Annotated in this window: 18 protein-coding genes and 1 riboswitch; of the genes, 8 read left to right on the top strand and 10 right to left on the bottom strand. The window is 47.0% G+C overall.

All coding sequences use genetic code 11. The features are described 5' to 3' along the window. Nucleotides 1-198: 198 nt before the first annotated feature. Both ACIDITHRIX25_RS94960 and ACIDITHRIX25_RS94955 read right to left on the bottom strand, forming a co-directional pair. Nucleotides 199-1,548 (bottom strand): phosphoglucose isomerase-related protein, encoded by a 1,350-nt coding sequence (locus ACIDITHRIX25_RS94960; RefSeq protein ID WP_201733131.1) that lies wholly within the window; start codon nucleotides 1,546-1,548, stop codon nucleotides 199-201. 288 nt (nucleotides 1,549-1,836) lie between these two features. Continuing rightward, entirely contained in the window at nucleotides 1,837-3,132 is a 1,296-nt protein-coding gene (locus ACIDITHRIX25_RS94955) for a methyl-accepting chemotaxis protein (RefSeq protein WP_201733130.1), read from the bottom strand. Between the two features lie 1,924 nt (nucleotides 3,133-5,056). On the opposite strand from ACIDITHRIX25_RS94955, the gene ACIDITHRIX25_RS94950 reads away from it, so the two are divergent. Further along, on the top strand, nucleotides 5,057-8,704 hold the full coding sequence (locus ACIDITHRIX25_RS94950; RefSeq protein ID WP_201733129.1) for a beta strand repeat-containing protein: 3,648 nt from the start codon (nucleotides 5,057-5,059) through the stop codon (nucleotides 8,702-8,704). Between the two features lie 455 nt (nucleotides 8,705-9,159). Here the strand turns inward: ACIDITHRIX25_RS94950 and tal are convergent, their stop codons facing one another. Continuing rightward, complete coding sequence (gene tal / locus ACIDITHRIX25_RS94945) at nucleotides 9,160-10,287, bottom strand: transaldolase (protein WP_052606890.1); 1,128 nt, start codon at nucleotides 10,285-10,287, stop codon at nucleotides 9,160-9,162. Between the two features lie 199 nt (nucleotides 10,288-10,486). Further along, nucleotides 10,487-11,209, bottom strand: a complete 723-nt coding sequence (locus ACIDITHRIX25_RS94940) for a fatty acid desaturase (protein WP_213333443.1) — start codon at nucleotides 11,207-11,209, stop codon at nucleotides 10,487-10,489. A 312-nt stretch (nucleotides 11,210-11,521) separates the two neighbouring features. On the opposite strand from ACIDITHRIX25_RS94940, the gene ACIDITHRIX25_RS94935 reads away from it, so the two are divergent. The 6 genes from ACIDITHRIX25_RS94935 to ACIDITHRIX25_RS94910 all read left to right on the top strand — a co-directional run bounded on the left by ACIDITHRIX25_RS94935 (nucleotide 11,522) and on the right by ACIDITHRIX25_RS94910 (nucleotide 14,627). After that, complete coding sequence (locus ACIDITHRIX25_RS94935) at nucleotides 11,522-11,938, top strand: PaaI family thioesterase (RefSeq protein WP_052606888.1); 417 nt, start codon at nucleotides 11,522-11,524, stop codon at nucleotides 11,936-11,938. Nucleotides 11,939-11,995: 57 nt separating this feature from the next. Beyond that, nucleotides 11,996-12,622, top strand: a complete 627-nt coding sequence (locus ACIDITHRIX25_RS94930) for an LON peptidase substrate-binding domain-containing protein (RefSeq protein WP_052606887.1) — start codon at nucleotides 11,996-11,998, stop codon at nucleotides 12,620-12,622. Between the two features lie 74 nt (nucleotides 12,623-12,696). Further along, a complete protein-coding gene (locus ACIDITHRIX25_RS94925) occupies nucleotides 12,697-13,029 on the top strand; it encodes a phage holin family protein (RefSeq protein ID WP_052606886.1) in 333 nt (110 codons plus the stop codon). Nucleotides 13,030-13,093: 64 nt separating this feature from the next. Beyond that, nucleotides 13,094-13,300, top strand: coding sequence for a hypothetical protein (locus ACIDITHRIX25_RS94920; RefSeq protein ID WP_201733127.1), 207 nt, complete (start codon nucleotides 13,094-13,096; stop codon nucleotides 13,298-13,300). Next, nucleotides 13,281-13,511 carry a hypothetical protein gene (locus tag ACIDITHRIX25_RS94915; protein ID WP_052606884.1) on the top strand — a complete coding sequence of 77 codons (231 nt, stop codon included), beginning with the start codon at nucleotides 13,281-13,283 and terminating at the stop codon, nucleotides 13,509-13,511. The genes ACIDITHRIX25_RS94920 and ACIDITHRIX25_RS94915 overlap by 20 nt, the downstream gene beginning before the upstream one ends. Nucleotides 13,512-13,769: 258 nt before the next feature. Further along, entirely contained in the window at nucleotides 13,770-14,627 is an 858-nt protein-coding gene (locus ACIDITHRIX25_RS94910) for a tRNA (adenine-N1)-methyltransferase (RefSeq protein ID WP_201733126.1), read from the top strand. Between the two features lie 518 nt (nucleotides 14,628-15,145). On the opposite strand, the gene ACIDITHRIX25_RS94905 is transcribed toward ACIDITHRIX25_RS94910, so the two are convergent. The 6 genes from ACIDITHRIX25_RS94905 to ACIDITHRIX25_RS94880 form a co-directional block, all read right to left on the bottom strand. Then, nucleotides 15,146-17,143, bottom strand: coding sequence for a proton-conducting transporter transmembrane domain-containing protein (locus tag ACIDITHRIX25_RS94905; RefSeq protein ID WP_201733125.1), 1,998 nt, complete (start codon nucleotides 17,141-17,143; stop codon nucleotides 15,146-15,148). Then, nucleotides 17,133-17,942: an NADH-quinone oxidoreductase subunit B family protein gene (locus tag ACIDITHRIX25_RS94900; RefSeq protein ID WP_201733124.1), complete on the bottom strand. Its 810-nt coding sequence runs from the start codon at nucleotides 17,940-17,942 to the stop codon at nucleotides 17,133-17,135. Before ACIDITHRIX25_RS94900 ends, ACIDITHRIX25_RS94905 begins: the two co-directional genes overlap by 11 nt. A 6-nt stretch (nucleotides 17,943-17,948) precedes the next feature. Further along, nucleotides 17,949-19,430 (bottom strand): NADH-quinone oxidoreductase subunit D-related protein, encoded by a 1,482-nt coding sequence (locus ACIDITHRIX25_RS94895; RefSeq protein ID WP_201733123.1) that lies wholly within the window; start codon nucleotides 19,428-19,430, stop codon nucleotides 17,949-17,951. Next, nucleotides 19,430-20,758, bottom strand: coding sequence for a proton-conducting transporter transmembrane domain-containing protein (locus ACIDITHRIX25_RS94890; protein WP_201733122.1), 1,329 nt, complete (start codon nucleotides 20,756-20,758; stop codon nucleotides 19,430-19,432). Before ACIDITHRIX25_RS94890 ends, ACIDITHRIX25_RS94895 begins: the two co-directional genes overlap by 1 nt. 124 nt (nucleotides 20,759-20,882) lie before the next feature. Next, on the bottom strand, nucleotides 20,883-21,563 hold the full coding sequence (locus ACIDITHRIX25_RS94885; protein WP_052606881.1) for a hydrogenase: 681 nt from the start codon (nucleotides 21,561-21,563) through the stop codon (nucleotides 20,883-20,885). Between the two features lie 10 nt (nucleotides 21,564-21,573). Next, nucleotides 21,574-22,518 carry a respiratory chain complex I subunit 1 family protein gene (locus tag ACIDITHRIX25_RS94880; RefSeq protein WP_201733121.1) on the bottom strand — a complete coding sequence of 315 codons (945 nt, stop codon included), beginning with the start codon at nucleotides 22,516-22,518 and terminating at the stop codon, nucleotides 21,574-21,576. Between the two features lie 40 nt (nucleotides 22,519-22,558). Then, nucleotides 22,559-22,619, bottom strand: a riboswitch (Fluoride riboswitch). 732 nt (nucleotides 22,620-23,351) lie between these two features. Between ACIDITHRIX25_RS94880 and ACIDITHRIX25_RS94875 the strand changes: the two genes are divergently transcribed. Continuing rightward, complete coding sequence (locus ACIDITHRIX25_RS94875) at nucleotides 23,352-24,377, top strand: IS630 family transposase (RefSeq protein ID WP_201733120.1); 1,026 nt, start codon at nucleotides 23,352-23,354, stop codon at nucleotides 24,375-24,377. Nucleotides 24,378-24,405: the final 28 nt, after the last annotated feature.

The following is a 24,405-nucleotide window of genomic DNA, read 5'->3' as shown; positions in this document are numbered from 1 at the left end:
CCTTTGGGATCTTTATCTTGGTATTAGTTTTGTCATTAGCTTTTATAGGTGCAAATGATCAATTGAGACTTATTTGTGCGGCATTTGGTTCAGGCTGTTATGGCTTTCCGATCTTGTAAGTTATCAATTGGAAACCATAGATCGAACTGAAGCTCCAGGCTTCTACGAGAAGACTTGGAGCTTCAGTCGTTAAGTTCTTCAAAGATAGAGTCGCGATACCTTTTGACCGCGATTTTGACAAGCTATCGCATCGCCATCTGCCTGAGCTCTAATCAGAGTTCCAAAGTCGGTATCCATATCTGGGATTGTAACCTTAGGCCCATAGTCCTTTGAGACGACTTGGATCAGTTCAAGCGTCTTTGGCCCACCTTTGTGCAGTTGTCCAGTGGAGTGAAGATGTCGAGGTGCGAGTCCTGCTGTGATTGGTGAGGTAGCTATAGCTTTGGCTAGGTCATCTCGCCAGGCGTATAGTTCGTCCTCGAACCCAAGTGGTTGATAGGCTGATAGTGCGAAGTATTTACCCTCGTCACTACGGTCGGAGATATAGCTCTCCACCTGGTCACACTCGAGATCCTCTAGGGTCGGGTTGAACTTTTCGCCAGCCAAAACTCGGCGAGTTATCTCTTTTGATACGCCGACGTCTGGTTCGTTGAATGGATCGATACCTAGGCTGTATCCTGCTGCTGCGGTAGCGAGTTGCATTCCATATAGGTGTTGGCCCAACTCTTGTACGTTATTGCACTCCACTATCAAGTTAGAGGTTGGATAAGTTCCTTCTTTTGACCGGTGTGGTACAGGAACTAGCCCCTTATCCTCCTTGCCAGTGCTCTCGGCCAAGATCTGTTCGGTCCACATACCGATTGAGCGCTTGTCGTCGCTTTCATATTCGATAGAGACGAATGGTATTCCAGAATTAGCGTTGGCACCGAGAGTCTCTCCGAGTTCGACATATTTGCCACTGTCAGTCTTTTGGGCAGCGCTGAGGAGTTCAACTATATCGATGCCTGCCAATATGCCAGGCACGAGGCCGAATTCGCTGAAGACCGAGAATCGACCGCCAACGTTTTGTGGAGTTGAAAAGACTCTGCTAAAGCCTAGTTCGGTTGCCATTGCCTCTAGTGGTGACCCCGGATCGGTAATGGCGATAAATCTTTTTGGATTCGACTGGCGACCTCGAAAGAAACGAAATAGAGCCTCTGATTCAACTGTCGTTCCAGATTTAGATGAGACGATGAAGGCTGCGTCGGTAATGTCTAGGTCAGCAAAGCCACGTGGGTCTGTTGAATCAATTACCACTATCTCTCGGATCGCACTATTAGTCCGCTTTGTAAAGTCGTAGAAGACGCGCGGTCCAAGGCTAGACCCACCCATACCTAGTACTACAATTTTGGATTGATCGATACTTTCGCTCCATGAGCGTAAGTCGTCCAGGAACTCCTGTGTGCGTTCAATTAGATGTATCCAACCAAGGCGATTTGGGGCGACACTATTGGGTCCCCAAATAGTGTTGTCTCCTTCAAGGATACGAGTTGCGAGGTCGAATGCCATATTAATCTCTCGTTTCGTTGTTTGGGATGGGAGCAATGCCCCCAACGTTCAAGACTTTTTATACCCTAATGGCATTGGCGCAACATTCATGGATACCGATTTATCAAAGTCGTAACTATCCGTCGTTGATCTTTGCTTCAATGGCTAAGTTGCCTTTAAATAGATATAAACACGAAAAAAGACGGACCTTTTTTATCGATTAAATGGTCAATTTTTTAGCGTGACCAAAGGCTCTTCGAGCTCGAGTCGTCCAATTCTCGAGCTCGTTTTGTTTTCCGGGTGGTCTCGTTAGAATTCGAGTTTTAGGATTTCAAATCTCATGTCATCTAAACTTGAAAGTGTTATTGGCACGTGTGAGAGTAGTTCAACTGTGTATCTGGCCATTCGATCGCGATCGTTATCGACCGCGCTTGCCAAGAGCTTCTTGGCACTGTTGTGAATCTCTGGGTGTACTTGAAGCAATTGGGCAAATGCGACGCTGTCGAAGAACTCTTCGAAGCCGACATTATCGATCCATATACCTAAGCGGCAATGGTGTTCGTCTGCGAGTTTGAACTCCGAGCGCGTTCGAAGATCACTACTGTAGGCTGCCGAGATGACTGATTGTATTAGAAGTAGATGGTCAGCTTTGGTCGCTGAAATTAGCTGCGCGCTGTGGCCATTTGATGTAACGTCTGAAACCGCTTTATGGCCGGATTCAGTGAGCCTCATAACGCCATCGGTAATCGTAGAGAAGTTCGACTTTATATTTAGAAGTTCGCTATCGACATTTGATACGTTGTGTGCCATCTCTGAGGATGTTACGCTTTGTTCTTCCGCTCCAATGGCAATCTGCAAGATTCTCTCTTTGGCCTCGATTGAGGCATTTTCTGCCTCTGCGAGAACTCCAATGGCTTCATTGATGTAAGCGGAGCTCGTGCTTGCAAGTTCCTGTCCTTGTAAGGATAGACTTCGAACCGCCTCTGACTTCGAGTTTATAACTGTTGCGCTTTCGGCGATTTGACGAGCCATCTCTCGCGTGCGATCTGCGAGGGAGCGAACCTGTTCCGCCACTACAGCAAATCCTTTGCCATGCACCCCCGCTCGAGCAGATTCGATAGCCGCATTTAGGGCCAAGAGGTTGGTTTGGTCGGCAATATCGGTGACACTTTCGGTCAGCGTAGTAATTATTCTTGTCTCGGAAACGAACTCTTCGACCGAATGGAAGATTGCTGAGGCCGCGCTCTCCATATTTTGAAGCTGGCCAGAGAGGCGAGTTAGCGCTTGCGAGCCGTTTTCGGCGCGCTGTTTGGACGCTTCGGCTACATCTGATGCGATCTGAGCGTTCTGTGAGATCTCCCTGGCAGTGGCTGACATCTCCTCTATCGAGGTGGCTATAGTCGTGGTATCATGCGAGGTGACATCAAGGCGATCGGCGAAGTTGCGAGCTACAATCGCGATATGAGAAGATCCTTCAATAAGGTCAATTATGCGATCTGCAAGGTCGATTGAATCCATTAGTTCATATCGCGAAATCGAAGATTGATTTGCCACGGTTGGCTCAGTAGTATCGAAAGCTTGACCGTGATTTATGTCGATAGACATATTGTATGCCGACCTTTCAGCTGATTTTATTGTTGAGACTCAGAACAACTAGGACCACTTCATCCCTTTGGTTATCGGCCTTAAGATGACCTTATGTAAGTTTTATCCTGGAATTAAATGAAAGTTTGATGGCTGGAGACGTCGCGCTTGGATAGACCTGATATCGCTAGCTCTAGTTTCGGGCACCGCCCCATGAAAGCCCAGGTTATGACCATATTGGTGTCAAGATTTGGGCACTACAGTTGAGCAATCACCGTCTTGGTTCGACCTGAGGTGTCTACTATCCCAAGAATTGAGTAGATATCTTTTTGGGTAGCGGTGAGTGTCAGAATAGTTGGCACATTTGCTCAGTTCCAGATTAATGGTTTTCTGGCACCTTGGTGCCGCCAAAATTTAGTTAATTTAGGTTTCCCGTGGATCGACTTACCCGTGGTGGTCATTTGATTTAGTTGCCGACGATAAGTCGGCAACTAAATCAAATGACCACACTTAACTCTGCCAATTCAGACAACTAATTGACGATCTCTCATTGCTTTTGGCTTAGGAGATCGAAGATGTATAACAGAATCGTCGCGCTATCGTCACGTAGCGGGCCAGTGGAGTTCGCAAATAGCTGCCTCCTGTTTGGTTGGATAGACTTCTAGCTCTTTAGCGCCGCCATTGGGGCTATTGAGTTGTGGAGCATTGCTAGTGGTGATGAGCAATGTTCCGTTCGTGCTGATTAGGTTTGTGGACGATCTTTATCTTCCCACACGAAACACACGTTGTAGCCAGCTGTCGACGCCGATAATTACCACACACCCCGCCTTCCTGCGACGAGGTCGCCTTGTGATTTGTTCGTCCACATCCCACACATGTGGGTTCGCCAATTGCTATACCTGCCTCTCTCAAAGCCATAACCAGACGTCCCACCAATGGAGGCGCACCGATCGATACTGCGTCAGGATGGGTTGAACGCTCGGTAGAGTGAAGCGAACATGGCAGGTTTAGCAGTCGTCTGATTGAGTACCCGGGCAATTGCCAAACGATCGGCTTCACCAACTGTGGCCGCAATGCTCTCAAGTATCATTTCTACCAATTAAAGAGGAATAATAAAGAGATCTTTTTCCAATTCCCTCACATCGAAATGTCAACCCTAGCTAAAAATCAAACTGCCATCGACAACTTTCATCTGATCGACTCTACATAGCTCTCCGAGGCCTGTAAGGTGCGAATTCGGCTAGAGCGCCCAACGAGTTGTATGGTTTCTCCCCTCCAAGAAATGCCCATTGCAGAACCGTATGAAATATCTACTCGTAATGGCCAAAAAGGAGGGCTTTAGCTTAACGCGAGCTGTGGTAAAACATTCAAAAGCGACGGCCCCCTGTATGCATTGTTCGCGGCAATTAACTTGCATTTCTCAGCGGCCATTGACACCGCAAGCGTCAAGGAAGTTAGCATCGCTTTGTACGGAATATCAACCCTGTAGAACGAAAACCTTGAACGGACGATGAGGGGCTTCATTCTAAAGATCAAGAAAAGGCTATTGGTGAAGGGCTCAGTAGCTGTCGTTGGAGCTAAGTGGGGTCTAGCGTTTCCAAGTTGCTGACTTGTGATCACCAACTAAAAGAAATTTTCAACCAGGTAAGTCGATCCACGAGAAATCGAAATTAATTAGATTTAGGCGACACTGGTGCTAGAAACCACCAATGGAAGAACAGAGCAACGATTTAGCCATTCTCACGCTTACCGTCACCAAAGGTACTATTTATCTCTTCTTGCTAACTAATTTCCCAGTTGATTGAGATTGCTTGCTTTAAAGTCACTCTTTGTGTTTGATTATGCGGTATAGTTACACATAGAATGTTAGTTTAAATGTTGCATAATTGAATCAAACAAGTAAGCACAGGTAAACGCAAGGATAATGAGATGGGTCACAACTTTTATGTCAAAACTTCCTAAATCGCACAGAAAGCCATTTAGCGGTTATTCAAATTCAAAGAAGGTATCTTTTGCAAGATCTACTTTCGGTGTCATCTCATTCGTAAGTAGATCATTTAAGAGAATTGCCCTATCTCTTATCTGTCTAGTAGGTGCTATTGGATTTTCAACGATATCACCAAGTGGTGCCTCTACTGGTACCACTTCCTCAAATACAATCCTTTATGCAGCGGCAAGCTCAACTGGTATAGGCAACTGTGCTGACGCAAACGATGCATGTGACCTTGCAACTGCACTAACCAAGGTAACCGCAGGTGAAACAATCGACCTCGTAACGCCAGGGAGCACCAACTCCTATGAAGGCAACTTCACCCTCAATACAAACGGTACCTCACTGACCGCACCAATCACGATACAACCTGCTCCTGGGGTAACAAACCCAACACTTTATGGAAATAACAGCGGTACGGTCCTAACAATCAACACCAACGTATACGTCAACTTGATTGGAGTAACGATTACGGGTGGACAAGCAGCAAGCGGCAGCTATGGCACTCAGGGTCCCGGCGGCCGTGGCGGTAACGGTGGTGGTATTAATTATTCTGGTTCCGGTTCTCTCACAATTACTGACTCGACTATTTCTGGTAACTCTGCTGGCAATGGTGGCAATGGACTTAGTTCTGGCGGCGCTGGCGGTAACGGTGGTGGTATTAGCTATGTCGGTACTGGTTCTCTCACAATTACTGACTCGACTATTTCTGGTAACTCTGCTGGCACTGGTGGTAACGGCACTTTCGCCTCTGCGGGCACTGGCGGTAACGGCGGTGGTATTTACTATCATAGTTCCGGTTCTTTCACGATCTCGAATGCCACGATTACGGGTAATGGGGCGGGCAACGCTGGTACCAATACCACTCCCGGTCTCTCCGGCGACGGTGGGGGTATCTACAACAATGGTGGCACGACCACTATTTCCAATTCGACCATCAGTGGAAACAGTGTCCTTGGCGGCGGCGCTTCTGGCCTCGGCAGCGGAATTTACAACGCATCTGGCACGGTAAACCTCGCCGCTGATCTTCTGGCAACTCCCTCGGCCCCCTCGACTGGCGGTGAGTGCTCAGGGGGTGGATTTATCGATTATGGTTATAACGTCGCAGACGATAACACCTGTGGCCTACATAAATCCAGTGACTATTTTCCACCAAGTACTAACAAAGCCTCTTCGCCAGGACTCTTAAGTTCCCTCCAAAATAACGGCGGATCAACACTAACAATCTTGCCCGGGCACACCAACCCAGCGATCGGCCTGATACCGCCTACTGCAACTGTAACTATTGATAATACTAAGTTATCCTTATGTCCAACAACAGATCAGCGTGGTTTTGCAACCGTATCTGGGGTCTACTGTGATGCTGGTTCTCTACAGTTGGCAAGCGTTCTCTATGCAGCAGCAACGCCAATTGGTTCAGCTACCTGTGCTGATGCAACTGATGCATGCAACCTTACAACAGCTCTTGGTGATGTTGGAGCTGGTGGAACAATTGACCTCGTAACATCTGGAAGTAGCTCAATAACAAGCACCAACTCCTATGAAGGCAACTTCACCCTCAATACAGCAAATACCTCAGCGACGACACCAGTCACGATACAACCTGCCCCTGGGGTAACAAACCCAACTCTTGATGGACAAGGCAAAGGTACAGTCCTAACTATTAACAGCAACTTCGTGAACCTAAATGGAGTAACGGTTACGGGCGGCCAAGGCGGCCAAGGCGGCCAAGGCGGAGGCATCTTCAGCAGTGGGACGCTCACCGTTACCAACTCCACTTTTTTTAACAACAGCGCCATTAGTGGCTATGGCGGCCAAGGCGGAGCCATCGCCAACGATGGCGCTCTCACCGTTACCAACTCCACCTTTTTCAACAACACTGCGGGCGGCCAAAACGGAGGCCAAGGCGGAGGCATCTTCTATAGTGGGACGCTCACCGTTGCCAACTCCACCTTTTTCAACAACATTGCGGGCGGCCAAGGCGACCAAGGCGGGGGCATCTACGGTAATGGTGGTACGCTCACCGTTACCAACTCCACCTTTTTCAACAACATTTCTGCGGACGCCGCTGCAATCTTTAGCGGCGATGCCGCGACATACCTCGCCGCCGACCTACTCGCAACTAAAGGTGGTGCCCCATCTGGCGGTGAGTGTGGCGGGTACGGTACCACCATTACTGACCTTGGCTACATCGTCGCAGACGATAACACCTGTGGTTTTCCAAGCTCACCTACTGCTAATAAATCTACAAGTATTGTTTCGATCGCGTCTGAAAATCTCGGTCCCCTTCAAAACAACGGTGGTCCAACACAAACAATCCTGCCTGAGCCAGGCAACCCAGCAATAGGGCTGATACCTACTAAAACAGCTGTAACTATTGGTACTAATGGACCGAGCATCACCCTTTGTCCAACAACAGACCAAAGAGGTATAAGCGCTACTGGTCCATATTGCAATGCTGGCTCTGTCCAACAAACTCCTCGAGTAATCACCACTACTTTTCCATACCCAGCACCCCCACAACTAAACAATCCAACACCTATTTCACCAACATCTATAACACTTAGCTGGAGCCAATCTACTAACCAAAGCTATCTACCAGCTACTGGCTACAACATCTTTGAAGGAACAACAAGTGGAAAAGAATCAACTACACCTATTAGCTGTACAACACCTTTAACTGCTAGTTCAACAAGCTGTACAGTTACAAACCTCAATCCATCTACTACCTATTATTTCTATATAGAAGCAACTAACACCTCAGGTAGTTCGTTACCTTCTAACGAGGTATCTATAACAACACTTACAACTAATCAAAGTCCATCAACTCAAAATCCATCTACCACCACAAAGCCTGGATATTACGTAGTTGCAAAAGACGGTGGAGTATTTAGCTATGGAAGTGCAACCTTCTATGGCTCTCTAGCCAATAAAAACCTAAATCAACCAATAGTAGGAATTGCTTCAACCCTAGATGGCAAGGGCTACTGGTTGGTAGCTAGTGATGGTGGAGTATTTAGCTATGGAAGTGCAACCTTCTATGGATCTCTAGCCAATAAAAACCTAAATCAACCAATAGTAGGAATTGCTTCAACCCCAGATGGCAAAGGCTACTGGTTGGTAGCTAGTGATGGAGGGGTCTTTAGCTTTGGTGATGCTGTCTTCTATGGCTCATTGCCACCTAAGACACTCAACAAGCCAATAGTAGGAATTGCTTCAACCCCAGATGGCAAGGGCTACTGGTTGGTAGCTAGTGATGGAGGGGTCTTTAGCTTTGGTGATGCTGTCTTCTATGGCTCATTGCCACCTAAGACACTCAACAAGCCAATAGTAGGAATTGCTTCAACCCCAGATGGCAAGGGCTACTGGTTGGTAGCTAGTGATGGAGGGGTCTTTAGCTTTGGTGATGCTGTCTTCTATGGCTCATTGCCACCTAAGACACTCAACAAGCCAATAGTAGGAATTGCTTCAACCCCAGATGGCAAGGGCTACTGGTTGGTAGCTAGTGATGGAGGGGTCTTCTCCTTCGGTGATGCTGCATTCTATGGCTCATTGCCACCTAAGAAGTTAAATGAGCCAATAGATGCAATTACCGTTGGCTGAGCAAGAAAGCTAATTTGGTTTGTTGAATCCAGACCTTACTTCGTCGTGTGATATAAATCAAAGAGGTCGTATACCTGCTACAAGGAGATGACAATCTCGCTGCACTGCTAAAGATAAATAGCGGAACTTAGCCCTCAAGGATCTCCTTTTTAGAGGAGATCCTTGAGGGCTATAGCGATTGTGGCATGGGGCATTAACCAAAGAGTATTATCCAATCAAGACGATTGCGACGCATTAGTAGTGTCCCAACATTAGACCTTAAGGCTACTAGCTGGGAGAATGGGTTGAATTTTGGAAAGTTTGGCTAGGACATATAGCTTTTTGCTCCGGTGTGAATTTATTTTTGGTGAGGTTGGCATAAGCCTCAACGCAAAGGCATCACTTGGTATATATTTCCGTCAAGTGATGCCTCTCTAGGTGTCATGTAGTAAATTTTGCAGAGATGATTGATTTTGTTAGAAGTTTGCTATCTTTTTTTCAATCTCTTCAAGAAGTGCATGCCAAGCTTTGGAAAATGAGGATACACCTTGGCGTTCTAACTCTTGAGTGACCTCGACAAGGTCAATGTCTAAAGAAGATAGTGTTGATGAAAGTAGTTCTATTGCACCTTCAATATCTTCGAGCACGGACTCTTTCCTAGGATTGCCATGATCTACAAGTGCTTCCAGGGTTCCCAGTGGCATTGTGTTGACAGAGTTAGGGCCAATGAGGTTTTCAACATACAACAAGTCAGGAAAGTCGGGATTCTTAGTTGATGTCGAGGCGAAAAGAGGACGTTGTGGCGACAGCCCCTTGGCAAGTAGCTCTTGGGATTCGCTTTCGTTTTGAAACTCTAAGAACGCTTGATAGGCCATCTTGGATTGAGCTAAGGCAACGGTTCCAACTAGATCTGGGCGACCCCTTTGAACCAGCAGCGGGTCGATTGCTGAGTCCAAGCGCGACACAAAAAATGATGCGACGCTCTTTAGGGTAGTTAGGTCGCCACCATCTTGTGCAAAACGAGAGGCGCCTCGAAGGAAGGCGCGATAGACCTCGCGATATCGTTCTAGGGAAAATATTAGAGTAACATTCACGCTAATTCCAGATGCAAGGGCATCTTCGATGGGCCCAAGCCCCTCTTTGGTGGCTGGAATTTTGATCATGATGTTCTTTATTGCATTATCAATATGGAGTTCTTGATGAAGCGCCTTTGCTGCGGCGAGAGTTCCTGGTGAATCGAATGCGAGGTCTGGATCGACCTCTAGGGAGACCCAACCGTCTTGTTTGTTGGAGGATTCGTAGATTTGTGCCATAAGTCGTGCTGCGGCCGATACATCATATTTTGCTAGTTCGAAGGCGATCTGAGAGGAGTTGAGACCCTTTGATGCAAAAGCTGCAATGTCCTTATCGTAGATATCAGTGGAGGAGATCGCATTGGAAAAGATGGAAGGGTTTGAGGTGAGACCGACGACCCCAAGAGCTATTAGCTCGGAAAGTTTTCCATTTACAAACCAATCTCTTGTAATGTTGTCGATCCACGGAGATGTGCCAAATTCTAGAATTTTAGCTAGGTGGGGATTACGTTCTGGGGCGATCTCTGTCATCACTTATTCGGCTCCTCACAGATATGTTGCATTTTGCACAATCGATAGATGATAGTGAAAATCTTAGGTCGCAGTGCCTATATTTAGGTAATCAATATCAATCAAAATCTCCCAGTGCAGCCATTTGCATTGGGAGATTGTAAAGTTCGGGTTTGTCATATTTTAGCCACTGCCAAAAAAGCAGGCGGTTACAGGTTGCCTAGGCGATGGTTTCCTTGGTAATTCGCTTGGGATTTACAAATTTCGGCTCGCTATGGCGTATTGTGGCTTGTCCCAATGCAACCATAACTTTGATAAAGGGCCAGGATGGATCGATTTGGCGTTTGCCAAGAGCTAGCTTCGCAGACGTTGGCGCAGCGTGATGGTTGTTATGGAGACCTTCGCCTGCTGTCAAAAGCGCAAGCCAGTTGTTGTTTGTTGCCAAATTGTCGTATGGTCTACGGCCATAGGTGTGACCAATTGCGTTTATAGCGCCGGATAGAAGTAGATACATCGCTGTATGCAGTACCGACGTTATGAGGGCTAGTTCCCAACCGAAGGTTAACCACAAAATGACTATGCCTATACCGAGTCCTAGGAGCGATCGATCGTAGACGATCTTGTCCATCTTGTCTGGCGCTAGGTCCTTGGCGTAACGTTCCACTAACCCAGGAATTCGAATAGTCCTGCGATAAAAGTAGACGTTACCAAATTGAATTGCTGCGAAGCCTTCGACAATTGGTGAATGTGGATCTCCCGGAACGTCGGTGTAGGCGTGATGAACCCGGTGGACGGCGACCCATTGACGTGGCTTGATTCCAGTTGTCAGCCATATTATGGTTCGAAAGATGTAGGTGAGTGGCTTGGAAAGCTTAAGGGCTCTATGAGACGCAGCGCGATGCAAAAAGACGGTGGTGCAGAAGATAGCGACTTGGGTTACCAAAAAGGCCACTAAAAGTGATTTCAGGAAAAGGTGCATTAGGCCAGATTAGTTGTCATTGAATTTATAACGATGATTACTAAACAAAATGTTATTGAAATTATTTCCAGTCAGGGAACAATTCTTCAAAATAACCTTGACTTTTTTCAAAAAAGATTTCAACTATTTTTCGACGTCGTTAGATTCTGGCTATTTTTGATCTTTTAGTGGCGCGCGAACCTTTTTCCTCGAGGATAATTGCATCTTTTTGATCCTCAACTTCCGCTAAGGTTATGAATGGTTTGAGTTATCTCATCGAGTTTTAAGGGGTTTTGAGTGGTGCAACGCCAAGAGCGTCCAAAGATACAGATCCCTCCTCCCTGTGATCTTACTCTAGGGATGGAGTGCCTCGATAAGGCGACACCTGGAGTCTCCATTTGGCAGATGATTGCACATGAGAGATTTTCGAATCCGGCGGGCGTAATTCAGGGCGGTTTCATAGCTGCATTTATCGATTCGGCCATGGGCGCAGCCACAGTCACCTTTGCTGGGCGAAAGGTCTATACCTCAAATACCGATTTGAGTGTTTCGTTTTTGCGTCCTGCAAAGGTCGGCAGTCGTTTGATCTGCACCGCGAAAGTGATTTCCGGCGGTGAGCGAGTACTATTTGTAAGCGCGGATGTTTATGACGACGCTGATCGATTCGTTGCGACTGCTCGCTCTACTTATTTCTTGCGTCCTCGAGAGGGATAGAGCGTAGGCTTCGTTGATGGACTTGATAAAGGCGTCGATCTCTCGAAGGGCTCATAGATGATTTTCGATACTCCAAGCGGTGTCTTTATAATTCCACTGATCTTATTTCCAGGTGAAAGCTTGACTATTAGGGTCTTTGAACCCCGGTACCACCAACTGATTCGAGACTGTGATCGTAATGATGGCTGCTTTGTGATAGCTGACACCGACAATGACAAGGTTACTATTCCGCTTCAGGAGGAGTCTCCTTTTTATGCAACGAGGGTCCGTATCGTTTCGTCAGGACTCCTAACAACTGGAGACCGAATTGTAGAGGTGGTGGGAGACGAGCGAATCTCCGTTAAGAACTGGTTGCCTGACGATCCGTATCCGGTTGCCTTGATTAGAAGTGCCAATGATATGGACTTGCCTGACCTAGTGCGACTAGGGGAATTAGAGAATTATCTAAAGCATGCGATCCGATTAGCGATTGAGATGGGTGCTAAGGTAAATATCTTTGACTCTAGTGAGTTGCCAACTGATCCAACGATGCGCCTATGGGCTTTGTGCGCTAAGACACCATTACATAAAGACCAACGCCATGAGTTGCTTGTGGAACCCTTTGGATCAAATAGGCTAGAGACATTAGGCGGCTTCGTTGCCGAACAGATTGAGTTTTATGAGAAGATGCTGGGAATCCGATAGGCTTGTGACCCTAACTAGCTTCGATCAAAGAGAGTCATTAGACGTTGGTAGTTTTTGAAGAGATAGGTCGATAAATGACGTTGAAAGAGATCTTTGAGACCAAGAGTCCCTTCGAGGACTTGAGGGCGACCCTTTTGGCATATGTCAAGCAAGAGACTTTAGGGCCCGCGAAAAAGCTAGGGCGTTATCTAATCTTCGGATTGGCTGGATCGCTTCTTTTGGTGCTCGGAGTAATCCTACTGCTACTTGGATTTTTACGACTTCTCCAGAGTCAAACTGGTTCAACATTTACAGGTGATCTAAGTTGGATCCCATATCTGATCATCGCTGTAGTTGGTATTGCTCTTACGCTGGTTTCGCTGAAGGCGGCCCGGCGAAAGGCGTCAGCCAAAGAACTGCTTAAATAAATTTCTTGAATTCAAGGTTTGGTTTGATGACCTTATGTTGATAATAACTTACGAAGGGAATTGAGTGGCACAAGACAAGATTACTAGAGAAGACATCAAAGCGAAGTTCGAAGAACTCGAGTCGGGTTTGACGAAGGCAGGCAAGACTGCATTGCCCGCACTACCTGCGATTGGGACTGCAATTGGTGTTGGTGTCTTTGTGGTGGCACTTTATCTAGGCTATCGTTTAGGACGTAAGAGGAATACAATCGTTGAAATCACCCGCATCTAAGGTAGTCAAAAAAGGTTTAGGCGCAACTCTCGCCCGCGTAATCAATCGTCTTTTAAAGGGCCGATTAGCGCGTTATTCCCCACTGGTTCGCTATTTCGTAATTGGTGCATGGGTTTATAATCGCCTTAAAAAAAGAGGACGTGGCGGCAACGCTCGAATCGTTCTTAAAGACGGTGAGAATCTCAAAATCACAAGCTACAAAGTCAAATAGATTTACGACGTTACTCAATTGTTGGCCCGTTAGCCTGACGATAAGAGTAAAACTCGCTAGACCAAATCCTCAACAGTCAATTTTTTAGATTCCGTTCTCGTGGCCCTTTGAGTGGGATCTTGATCCCGTTAGCTTTTTGGTGGAGACTACGGAGACAACTGGATTGAGGAGTTACGACTTTGGTGTGCACGAGCCTCTAATCCCAACCATTGCCTTCAGCGGACAAGTTTTTAATTTAATTAGCAGAATTGATTTCCAGTGAATCCAGAAAACGACGAATATAGATTTAGAGATGGTGAGCGAGTTCTTCTGATCGATGAGCGGCGGCGAAGCCAATTCATCGATTTGGGTCAGGGCAAAAAGTCGAGCACGCATCATGGCTCAATCGTTCATGATGAACTTATCGGTCAACTACCGGGCTTTCGCCTATTTAGCTCCAAGGGCAAAGCCTTTAGGGCCGTTCGCCCCACCATGGCTGAGGCTATTACGGGAATGCCTAGAGGTGCCCAAGTTATCTATCCTAAGGATCTCGGGCAGATTTTGATGATGGCTGACATCGGCCAAGGCTCAAGAGTGTTAGAGAGCGGCGTGGGCTCTGGTGCTTTATCGATGGCCCTGTTGAATGCAGGCGCGATAGTCACTGGATATGAGATTCGACAGGACTTTGCCAACAGGGCTTGGAATAATGTTCAAAGTTACTTAGGACCAAGTGCGCTATCGAGATACACCGTAAAGATAGCAGATGCATATACCGCCATTGAGGATGGCCCGTTTGATCGAGTGGTCTTGGACCTTCCTGAACCATGGCGCGTCTTAGAACACCTCCATGGAAAGCTTGTTCCGGGGGGAATTGTACTTGCCTACCAAACCAGTGTTGGCCAGTTGGAGAAATTTCGCTCAAGCTTGAACGTCAATGGCTTCTTTTTAGGCGAGACCCTTGAGGTCTTTGTGAGGGAGTGGTACCACTCCTCTAGTGCTCTTCGACCCGATCACAGGATGGTCGCTCATACGGGATTTTTGACTAAAGCGAGAATCCTTGGCGATTTTGTAAAACCCATAGAAATAGATGGCGCTGTCCTCTTGGAAGACCATTTCGTCCCGAGCCCGCAGGAATAATTTTACCCCCACTCTTGGTAGCTGCTCTGTCTTTTTGATTTCTATCGTCTTCCGGCCCAAAGGTGCAGGTGCTATAGGACCGAGGACGTTCTTCACCGGACGTAAAGATGAGTTGGTGATGTCTTGTTGAGTCGGTCTTCTAACTTTTACGCAGTAGATGCTTCCCGGCCAACTACGACAGTGGAAGTTTTGTTGAGGAGTTGACTCTTTGGCTGTGGAACCCTGACAAAAAGGGCCCTAAGTGGATGGACCAATATGGTTTTGATCTGGCCATTTGTTGGTTAATGTTATCGAGGCGCAGTACCTCGTGGTAAGAAATCCATAATTGGCCGAAATTGGGTGGGCTCGGCACATCCTTTGTGGGCTTTTGTTGTTATGCATAATGATCGAGTGGCTACAGTATGCATGTTTCATGGGCGCAAACTTACACGTTTCAGTCGCCATTGACCCATCGTGCTACGACATGGTGGCTACCATGGTCGGCGTCTAGCATAGTTCGGTGGCGGCCGAACCTAAGGCTATATAAAAATAGCTATTGCAAGGATCAGAATTAGCATCAAGCCTATGTAGAGGATGTAAACGTTCATCGACCCCATTTGCATTTTTGAGGTTTTTTCTGAGGTCCACCTAACTAATCGTACAATTGGTGAGAAAAGAAATGGCCCAAAAATTGGAGCCACCGAGTATTCGAAACTTACCTGTTTTACGAAGTAGCCCTTCTCGTTTCCGTCAGACTTGGCAACAGTCTTGGGTCGGTATATGAAGCTATAAAATTGGCGCAGAGCATTGGAGAATACTAAAGCGGTGGTAGCGCTTGATTCGGGTACCTTTTCCAGACCTTGTGCCCATATTGGAACTTTTCTATAACCGTTGATCCCATGACGTCTAAGTCGAATTAGTGCCAGTGGAATAAGAGAGAGCAATCCACCTACTACAACTAAGAGAAATGGTGAAATAAATGCGAAACCAGATGAGAGCGGCACTAGGAGCAAACCGTCAACCATGTGGTTTACGGTTTGTGATGGTCCTATCCAAGATGCATATGTAAGTTCACGGATCCACCAGATCATTCCTACCGAATAAACAAGGGCCAATGTTCCAAGACTTAGTACTGCAAGAGAACGGCTTTTTTGGTCAACGGGCAATGTCTGGCGCTGTGGCGTTCTATTTTGGTTTTTTCCTAGCATCCCGACACCTAAAACCTTCATCATGGTAGCGAGCGAGAGTGCAGCGGTTAGCGCTATACCTGCACCCGCTAACGCCAGCGCAACCCTACCGGTCGAGCTTGTGAATCTAAAGGCCTGAAATAGAGTTTGGAAAAGAAACCATTCGCTTACAAATCCAGCCATAGGAGGCATGGCGGAAAGGCTCATTCCACCCATTACGGCGCCAACGCCTAGGGTCCAAGGCGCTCTAGATAAGGCGTCATGCTGACTGATTTCGTAGGTTCCGCCTGTCTCGTAAATCTGATCCGCCGTGATCATAAGCGAACCCTTAGCAAGTGAGTGTCCTCCCAGATGCAAAAGGCCAACAACCCAAGCCAGGGTTGAAAGGTCAGGGAGTCCGGCAACTCTGAACATAATTGCAGCGCCAAGTGCTGCTGTGGCAAGGCCCCCATTTTCAGCTGTCGAAAATGAAAGTAGTTTTCTCCAATCACCTTGCTGGAAGCCGTACAAAATGCTTAGAATAGCCGAGATGACGCCAGCGGCTAGAACCAACACCCCAAAAAGCAGAGGCGTTTTTGAGGCTGGCATCCAATGAAGAAGTGCACGACCTAGAGAATACCATGCGACATTTAATACCACACCCGAGAGTATTGCCCCGGTTGCACCACTGCCACTTGAATAGGCAGACGGATACCACTCATAGAAAGGCAAAACCCCGAGTTTTGCTCCGAAACCAATCAGGAACAGCACTCCGATGCCGAAGGTCTCTAGTGGTGACAGTCCAAGCCATAAGCCGTGCCAGACTGAAAAGCTAGGATCCCGCGATCCAAGCACCAGCATGCCAATTAGCAATGAGACGCTGCCTACTTCAAGTAATGAGAGCATGAATAGGTTCGATTGACCCGCATCAGCGGTAGGAGCGCGCCGATCGTTTAGCAACAGGAATGCCCCGCCCAAGCTCATTACTTCCCAGGCGATTAGAAATGAGATCCCGTCTTGTAAGCCAGCGACTCCAATTGCTCCGAGAATGGTAAGAGCGGCGCCCCCATACCAGCCCTGGGAGATACGGCTACGGGAGATGGTAATCCCTGCAAAGAGGGCTGGGGCCAATCCCCACGCCACAAGCCAGCTAGCTGAAGCATCAAGTGAGAAGGTAACGGCAAGACCTCCACTTGGGAAGAGTTCGACGCCTCTGGTACCGTGAGGCAATGCAAACATGCTTCCTATTAGGAGGAATAGCACTCCTAGGGAGAAAAAAGATCTGGTAATGAAAAAGGATTGCTTGAGGCCAGCCGCCACCACGGTGGCAGCCAATAATACGGCGCCAATTGAAATTAGTTCAAGGCTCATTTCTACCACCGTGTATTTTTTGGTCGATTCGATCTGTGAGTAGAAGCAGACCATGGATTAGTTCTGCGGGAGTGGGCGGACAACCTGGTATAAAAATATCTACGGGCAGAAGATCGCTTAAGCCATATCCGCCTGAATATCCAAAATCGAAAGGTGCACCCGAAATTGCGCATGTCCCAGCGGCAACTACGAAACGTGGTCTGGGCATTGCCTCCCAAGTTCGCAGAAGCGGCTCTTTCATTTGGGGAACTACTGGGCCTGTAACAAGCAGGACATCGGCGAATCGAGGTGACGGCGTAAAGAATATTCCGAGGCGATGAAGATTGTAAAATGGGCTGTTCAGGGCGCCGAGCTCAGATTCACAACCGTTGCACGATCCGGCATCGACATGCCGGAGGCGAAGGCTACCCCTAAAGATAGAACTTATTCGACTTTGAAGTCGATTGACCTCCGGTTCGCCCTCCAGGTCTGAAGATACAAGGTCACTTTTCGATCTTGAAACCATGGCCCGTTGGGGAGAACTTTTCAAGGCTTCGCTTGGGCAAGTCTCCACGCATATTTGACAGTTGATACATCGTCCGTAATCGAGTGAGACAGATACCTCATCTAGATTATTTTTTTCTACACTAAAAGCCTTAGTGGGACATACTTGTACGCACGTTTGGCACCCCAAGGAGCATTGTTTGGGGTCAAAGATTGGCATTCCAGCTACTCCATCTTGACCATCGTTGTCACCTGAGTTCGGCCAGTTCGTTGTCGCCTTACCAGCGACTAATCCTTTTAGGGTCCAATTTTTCATTATTGTCTACCTGTCTGCGCCAGCAATTGTTAGCCCAAAACTTGCCTCGTTGATCGCGTAATCCATCATGTTGGAGGAGTGAACCGTAAGGGGAAACGCCTTCCAGTTTGAAAAGGAAGGTGACTTTATCTTCACCCGTTCAAAGATTCCATCATTCAAACGAACTGCATAAAAACATGAGCCTCTCGGCCCTTCAGTCCAGCCGAGTCCATCTACAGTCCCGACAGGGACGATTGGTTTGTATAGGTTTATATCACCTGGTTCTAAGGTCTCAATAGCTTGATCGATCAAATCAAATGCCCCAATGAGCGATTCGGCACGAACTTCGGCTCTGGCAAGGGCATCCCCTTTTGTTCGAAGCGGAATTTTCATAGAAAGTGCGTCATATCCTGAATATGGATGATGGACACGTAAGTCTCTTTGAAGCCCTGAGGCATTCGCGATGGGACCTGTTGCGCCGAAATCGAATGCAGCATCAGCTGAAAGAATGCCGGTTTCCATAAGACGATCTAGGTAGCTTTGCGTGTTGGCAAGCGAATCTAAATAGTCTTGAACCTTTGCTTTGAGGGACCGAAGCTCAAAGGCGAGAAACCCAACGTTGAGATCTCTGCGCAAACCTCCGGTGGACAGAAGATTTCTAAGTAGACGGTGACCACTCAACTTGGCATTGATCTGCTTTGCCTCTTCCTCCAGCAGTAGTCCGAAGGCTTCACCAACTTTCAAGGTCGTCGTTTTGGCTAACATTGCAAAGAAGTGAAGATTGTTGTAGATACGCTCAAGCTCCGCCAATACTATTCTCAATAATTGTGCACGTTGGGGAACTTCAAACCCAAACGCATTTTCGACGGCAAGGCAGTATGCCAAGCCGTGACTGATTGTTCCAACTCCAGACACTCGCTCTGCTAATATGAGTCCAGCTGCGGGATCACGATTTTGAAGGCCGTGTTCAATTCCACGGTGCTTGTAAAATAATCGCGGAGTGAGGTGCAAGATTTCCTCACCGATATATGCAAAATGGAACTCGCCCGTTTCAACGATGTCTGCGCGAATTGGACCCCAAAAAAGGTCTTGGACCTGACTTGCTTCAATTTCAGGAAGGCTTGGCGACGCTGGAGTTCCTGATAAAAGGGGTTGAACGTCGCAGTTGGGGTCAAATGGTGAGCCATCTAGCGTCATTCCGTTTAGCACAACCAGTGGAAAAGATTCTGGATTACCTATGAATGTAATTTCCGAGAGATCCATGATCTCTCGTTCGTACCAGCTAAGTAACGGGGCGACCTCAGAAAGGGAAGGTAGTTCCCCTTCTGAGCGCACGATTATCTCCAAGAATTCAAGGTTGGGGCCTTGATCAACCAAGTAAACAATCTCTAGGGATCGTCCGCTGTGGCGGTGATAGGCCATCTGAAATCGACATCCGAGGGCGAGAAGTTCCCTCGCTACATCGATTAGTTCCGTTGGCTGCACGTATCTTCGAACTGATTTACTCATTAAAGTGACTTCCCTGCGTTTATGAAGAAATGCACTAACCCTGATGGCCACCAGAGCCCTAACACTACAATCGCTAGTAAACTCAACCACATTGGGAGTGACAGCCAAGTGTTCATTGTTATTGTTGGTGCATTTCCTGGTTCAACATCTAAACCGAAATACATTGCTCGGAAGTGATTTAGGAAACCAATAAAGATAACAATTAGAAGAATTGCCACCACCCAAACCGCCCAAACATTTTTGCTTTGCATCCCAGCGCGAAGGATAGATACCTCACCTTGGAATAATCCGAACGGAGGAGCGCCCGTAATTGCAATGGCGCCCAATAGCCACAGGGAGCCTGTCACGGGGAAATAGGTGAGCACTCGCCGAATCTTATCGATTTCTTTAGATCTGTAATTTCGCATTGCATTCCCGGAACCGAAAAACATTAGCGATTTATTTAGGGAGTGGTTGAGCATGTTGTACATAGCCCCTGCGACACCCAGGGCCCCTCCAAAGCCAAAGCCAATCGCGATGATGCCAATATGTTCAATACTCGAATAGGCCATTAGTCGTTTGATGCCTTGTTGACGTACTATGAAAGTAGCTGCAACAAATAGAGAAAACACTCCGAGAATTATTACTGCTAAATGAGCTGGACCCGAGGACTTAGTGCCCTTTAAGATGGCAAGAAAACGTACAATTCCCAAGATCGCTGTATTGAGAAGGGCACCAGATAGCATGGCTGAAACAGGAGCAGGCCCCTCGCTATGAGCGTCAGGAAGCCAAGTGTGCATTGGTGCTAATCCAGCTTTTGTCCCGAAGCCAACTAGCACTAAAAAGAAAGACGTCAACAAGAGGGGCGTCGGGACCTGTTCTGCAACGGAATGCAAAGTTTCCCAGCTCATTGAATATACCTGGCCCAGGTGGAAGGTGCCTCCCCAATAGAATAGAACAATTCCCAATAGTGCTAGTGATAGACCTGAGGAAACAATGATTAGGTACTTCCAAGAAGCCTCGATGCTCTCAGGTCCCCGCTCAAACCCAACTAAAAAGGCGCTTATTATTGTGGTGACATCTATAACAATCCAATAGAGTCCAGGGTTGTTCATAAAGGCCGCTACTAGCATCGAAAGGGCAAATCCTTCCATTAAACTGTAGAACTTCGACAACTGTCTAGGCGATACGTTTAAGAGTTTCATATAGCCAACTGAATAGATAGATGCGAGGAGATATACAATTCCTACGCAGAATGTTACCCAATTTCCAAGTGGCGAGACGAGGACGTACCCAGATAGGTATACCTTCTGGCTGCTACCGTCTGCAATCAGCAAGACAAGTGACACGACAAAAACACCAAGGGAAGATATGAGATTTACATACTCGTCCCTAAGACTTTTCCCTCTCAGGAAGCCTAGCAAAATTGCCACCATGGGAATTGTCCATAATATCCATATCAGGTTCATCGTCTCAACCAACCAACTTTTGGAGATCCCGAGATGACGTTGTTCCTACGTCAAGCTTGAGGTATCGGACTAGGATTCCAAAAGTCATAACGATGATTAGCAGATCGAACAAGATCACTAGCTCCAAGAGGAGCGGAAGTCCAGGTACTAAAATTTGAGATCCTAGGAAAATACCGTTTTCGATTACTAAAAGTCCAAGAATATGGCTAATTGCTTCTGATCGAAGAATCATTAGCAAAAACCCAATGAGCTTTAGCCCGAACATTGCTGTCAGCGCCGTTAGTGCGATGTTGTTCGCTAAACCTAATGTTCCTCCAAGGGATCTACTTATTACGAAGGCGAAAACTACCAAAACAGAGCCGATTACCATGCCAGAGGCCGGCCGAAATATGGGCGTAAATTCTCTCTTTATATCAAGCCTTTTTGCCAATCGCAATAGGAGATAGGGTAGTAAACTGCCTCTGAATAGCGCCGTTAGGATAGCAATTAAATACAGCTCTTTGTAGTGTCCGTAATATGCTACCGAGGCTGACAAAATTGCAATGACCCAAGATTCGGCCGCAAATGCCAAGATGTGGTTTCTCAGCCAATGTGATCCAATCATTACAAAGGATAAAACTAATGCAATGGTTATCAGAAAGCTGAAAATTGAAGTCGCAAGAGAGCTTAAATGAGCTATTAACATACCATTACCTCTAGATCTGATTTGCGATCAAGGCGACCACGGCGAACAAAAATGATAACGCCAACGGTTCTTGATATCGATAAAACCGTAGTCGAGACTGAATCGTGTCTGTAACTGACATAACCGCGGCAATTGCCCCATATTTTAGGACAATAAAGCCCATTGCTAAAAGCAATGATGGAATGGATCCGCTCGTGGAAAGTCCCCACGGAAAGAAAAATACATTTAGGAAAATGGTGTACAAAATGAACTGCTTCATCCATGTAGACCATTTGATGACCGCCAATAATGGTCCTGAATATTCAAGAATCCTGGCATCGTCAATCATATAGATTTCGTAATGTATTGACGAATGGATAGGTAGTCGATCAGTCTCAACTGTTAAAAGTATCAAGAACCCGAAGACTAAAAATAGATGGGCGGGGCTCCAGTAGGTGGAGGGGTTTCTGACTAGTAAATGGTTTGCGACGAAGGGGAGCATTGAATGGTCCAAAAAGGATACGCCAACAAAGATGAGAATCAAGGTAGGTTCAGCCAGTATGGTCAGCATTACAGCTCGAGAAGAACCTAACCCCCCGAATGGTTGTCCTGAATCTAGTCCGGCTAAGAGGATTGCGAAACTCCCCAATGTTAAAATTAATCCGCCTCCCAAAATGTCACCCATATTGGACAGCGGGAGAGGATAATTTGTCAGCACTGGAATAAGAATCGGTACAATCAACATGCAGGTGAATGCGACCACTGGCGCGACCCAAAATACCCATGATGCGGTTTCTGGTATCACTAGTTCCTTATTCAGAAGTTTTATCAAGTCACGATAAGGCTGGAACACCGATGGTCCTTGGCCTCTCTGAATTTTCTCTTCCAGCTTCACGATAAAACCATGTAAAAGGGGTGCTCCAAGTATGACGGTTAGAACTTGACATACTTGAATTAGAACTGGGCTGACGACCAAAATTTCCTCCATAAGTAAGTCGATACGGTATTGATACTTACGCTATGTAGGAGTCATTAGCCATTGTGGCAGTTATGGCGAACTCCATCGCCAGTCCATAAACTTGCACACTATCAGAAAGGAATACTAGAGGCAACTTGATTGGTGAAATGAATTTGAAGTCGAGACACCCACGATTTCGTTGTGGGAAACCCATGGATCTAAAGTAAGGTCCAAGGAGGCCGAGGACGCTCCGTCGTATTTTCAGGATGGGTCGCAAATTCGATCCAAGACCGGTGGTTATGGGCCAGAGAATTTAGACGCACGCCTGGTGATTGCGCCAGTATTCTTATTTAATTTAACTGCTGTGGTATGTAAGTTTTGATCAGTAAAGACCCCATTGCCACGATTTCCATGGACATCGTCTCTGAGGACCCACATTCCAAGCAAGGCTTGTAGGTTTGCCATGGTCAACGACAAAAAGACGCTGGTTTTATGCTTTGGGTTGCTAGTGCATACTGCAACTTTTAAGACAAGGCAGATCGTGCGATCAATAGAAGTGGGGGCTAGCCGGTGATCTTGGGTTGTCTGCTATAGGGAACCGCTGATCATTTGAGCAAGACTCCTTTCGACGAAGGTCGCGTTGCTAGTGGTCGTGCTAGTGGCATTTTGTTCAGCATCGGCACTTTGGTAACTCTCAGCGCTGACTCTCGATAACTTATCAAAACTCAATATTGCTGGATTGTTAAGGCCACGCTTAATCTTCGCCTAGGAAACGACTATTCGCATAACACTCTGAAATGCTCCAATGAGCCCTTTTAATTTCTTGTAAAGTGTGTTAATCTTCTCATGACATGCTTACACCCGAGGAACTCGCCACTATTGAAGCATTCATGGCGAAGACTGAAAACATCGACGAATATAAGCGGGCGCTGGCAGTTCTCACCCTTGAAGATGGGAGTCCCCTCAACAGGACAGCCCTCTCTGTCAAGCATGTACAGCGAATTCGACGGTCATTCCGCAGCGTTGGCACTGAGGCATTCAAGGACAAGCGCCATAACAACGCTCCGGTACTTCTCTCAAAGTCTCAAAGAGATGAAGTGGCAATCATGCTCACGACTACAACTCCCAATGACCACGGCTATAGCAGTTCCCCGTTTTGGTCAACACGGATCCTGGCTACAGTACTCAAGCGCAGATACGGTGTTCTCTATGCCTCTAGCACTAGCTATTACGTTCTGTTTCGGGAAAGTAAGTTCAGCTTCCATCTGCCGGGCAAACAGTACGAGAAGGCTGATCCACAAGCGGTAGCTGAATGGAAAGACGAGCAGCAAGAACGTCTGAAAGAGGCATTCTCTGATCCAGATACGGTGATTCTCTGTGAAGACGAGATGGTTCTCACTCAGGCGACAACTACTCAGAAAGTGTGGATACCGAAAGGAACCACACCAGCTGTAATTGAGACCAATGGAACCAGAATGAACCGGAGCATCTATGGGTTTTTGAACCTCAAGACAGGCAAGGAGCATGCATTTGCAACAGAGCGCCAGACTATGCATGAAACAGCGGCCATACTGCTGAAGCTCCGCAAGATCTACCCAAGAGAGAAGATTCTGCTTATATGGGATGGGGCAGGATGGCACAGAGGGAGCGTCGCTCAAGAGGCAATTAGGGAGCATCACATCGAAGCAGTCCATTTCCCTCCGTATTCTCCGCAACTCAATCCCCAGGAACACGTTTGGAAGCAAGGGCGCTCTGCTGTAACCCACAATCGCTTCATTCCCAAGATTGAACCAGTCACAAAGGAATTAGTCGACTATCTCAACACGACGACATTCTCATACTCTTTGCTTGATTTCAAGGAGCAAGTCAGAGTGTGAGCTCTATAGGTAGTCTGATTATCGATAC

This window comes from Acidithrix sp. C25 (assembly GCF_904848545.2).
Note: the sequence above shows the minus strand (reverse complement) of the source record. Positions and strands in the feature narration are given on the sequence as shown.

Bases quoted from the DNA above. Each gene is read 5' to 3' on its own strand.
- ACIDITHRIX25_RS94925 (WP_052606886.1), top strand. From the start codon at position 12,697: ATGACGTTGAAAGAGATCTTTGAGACCAAGAGTCCCTTCGAGGACTTG.
- ACIDITHRIX25_RS94930 (WP_052606887.1), top strand. From the start codon at position 11,996: ATGATTTTCGATACTCCAAGCGGTGTCTTTATAATTCCACTGATCTTA.
- ACIDITHRIX25_RS94955 (WP_201733130.1), bottom strand. From the start codon at position 3,132: ATGTCTATCGACATAAATCACGGTCAAGCTTTCGATACTACTGAGCCA.
- ACIDITHRIX25_RS94900 (WP_201733124.1), bottom strand. From the start codon at position 17,942: ATGAAAAATTGGACCCTAAAAGGATTAGTCGCTGGTAAGGCGACAACG.
- ACIDITHRIX25_RS94895 (WP_201733123.1), bottom strand. From the start codon at position 19,430: ATGAGTAAATCAGTTCGAAGATACGTGCAGCCAACGGAACTAATCGAT.
- ACIDITHRIX25_RS94950 (WP_201733129.1), top strand. From the start codon at position 5,057: ATGTCAAAACTTCCTAAATCGCACAGAAAGCCATTTAGCGGTTATTCA.
- ACIDITHRIX25_RS94875 (WP_201733120.1), top strand. From the start codon at position 23,352: ATGCTTACACCCGAGGAACTCGCCACTATTGAAGCATTCATGGCGAAG.
- ACIDITHRIX25_RS94960 (WP_201733131.1), bottom strand. From the start codon at position 1,548: ATGGCATTCGACCTCGCAACTCGTATCCTTGAAGGAGACAACACTATT.
- tal (WP_052606890.1), bottom strand. From the start codon at position 10,287: ATGACAGAGATCGCCCCAGAACGTAATCCCCACCTAGCTAAAATTCTA.
- ACIDITHRIX25_RS94885 (WP_052606881.1), bottom strand. From the start codon at position 21,563: ATGTTAATAGCTCATTTAAGCTCTCTTGCGACTTCAATTTTCAGCTTT.
- ACIDITHRIX25_RS94905 (WP_201733125.1), bottom strand. From the start codon at position 17,143: ATGAGCCTTGAACTAATTTCAATTGGCGCCGTATTATTGGCTGCCACC.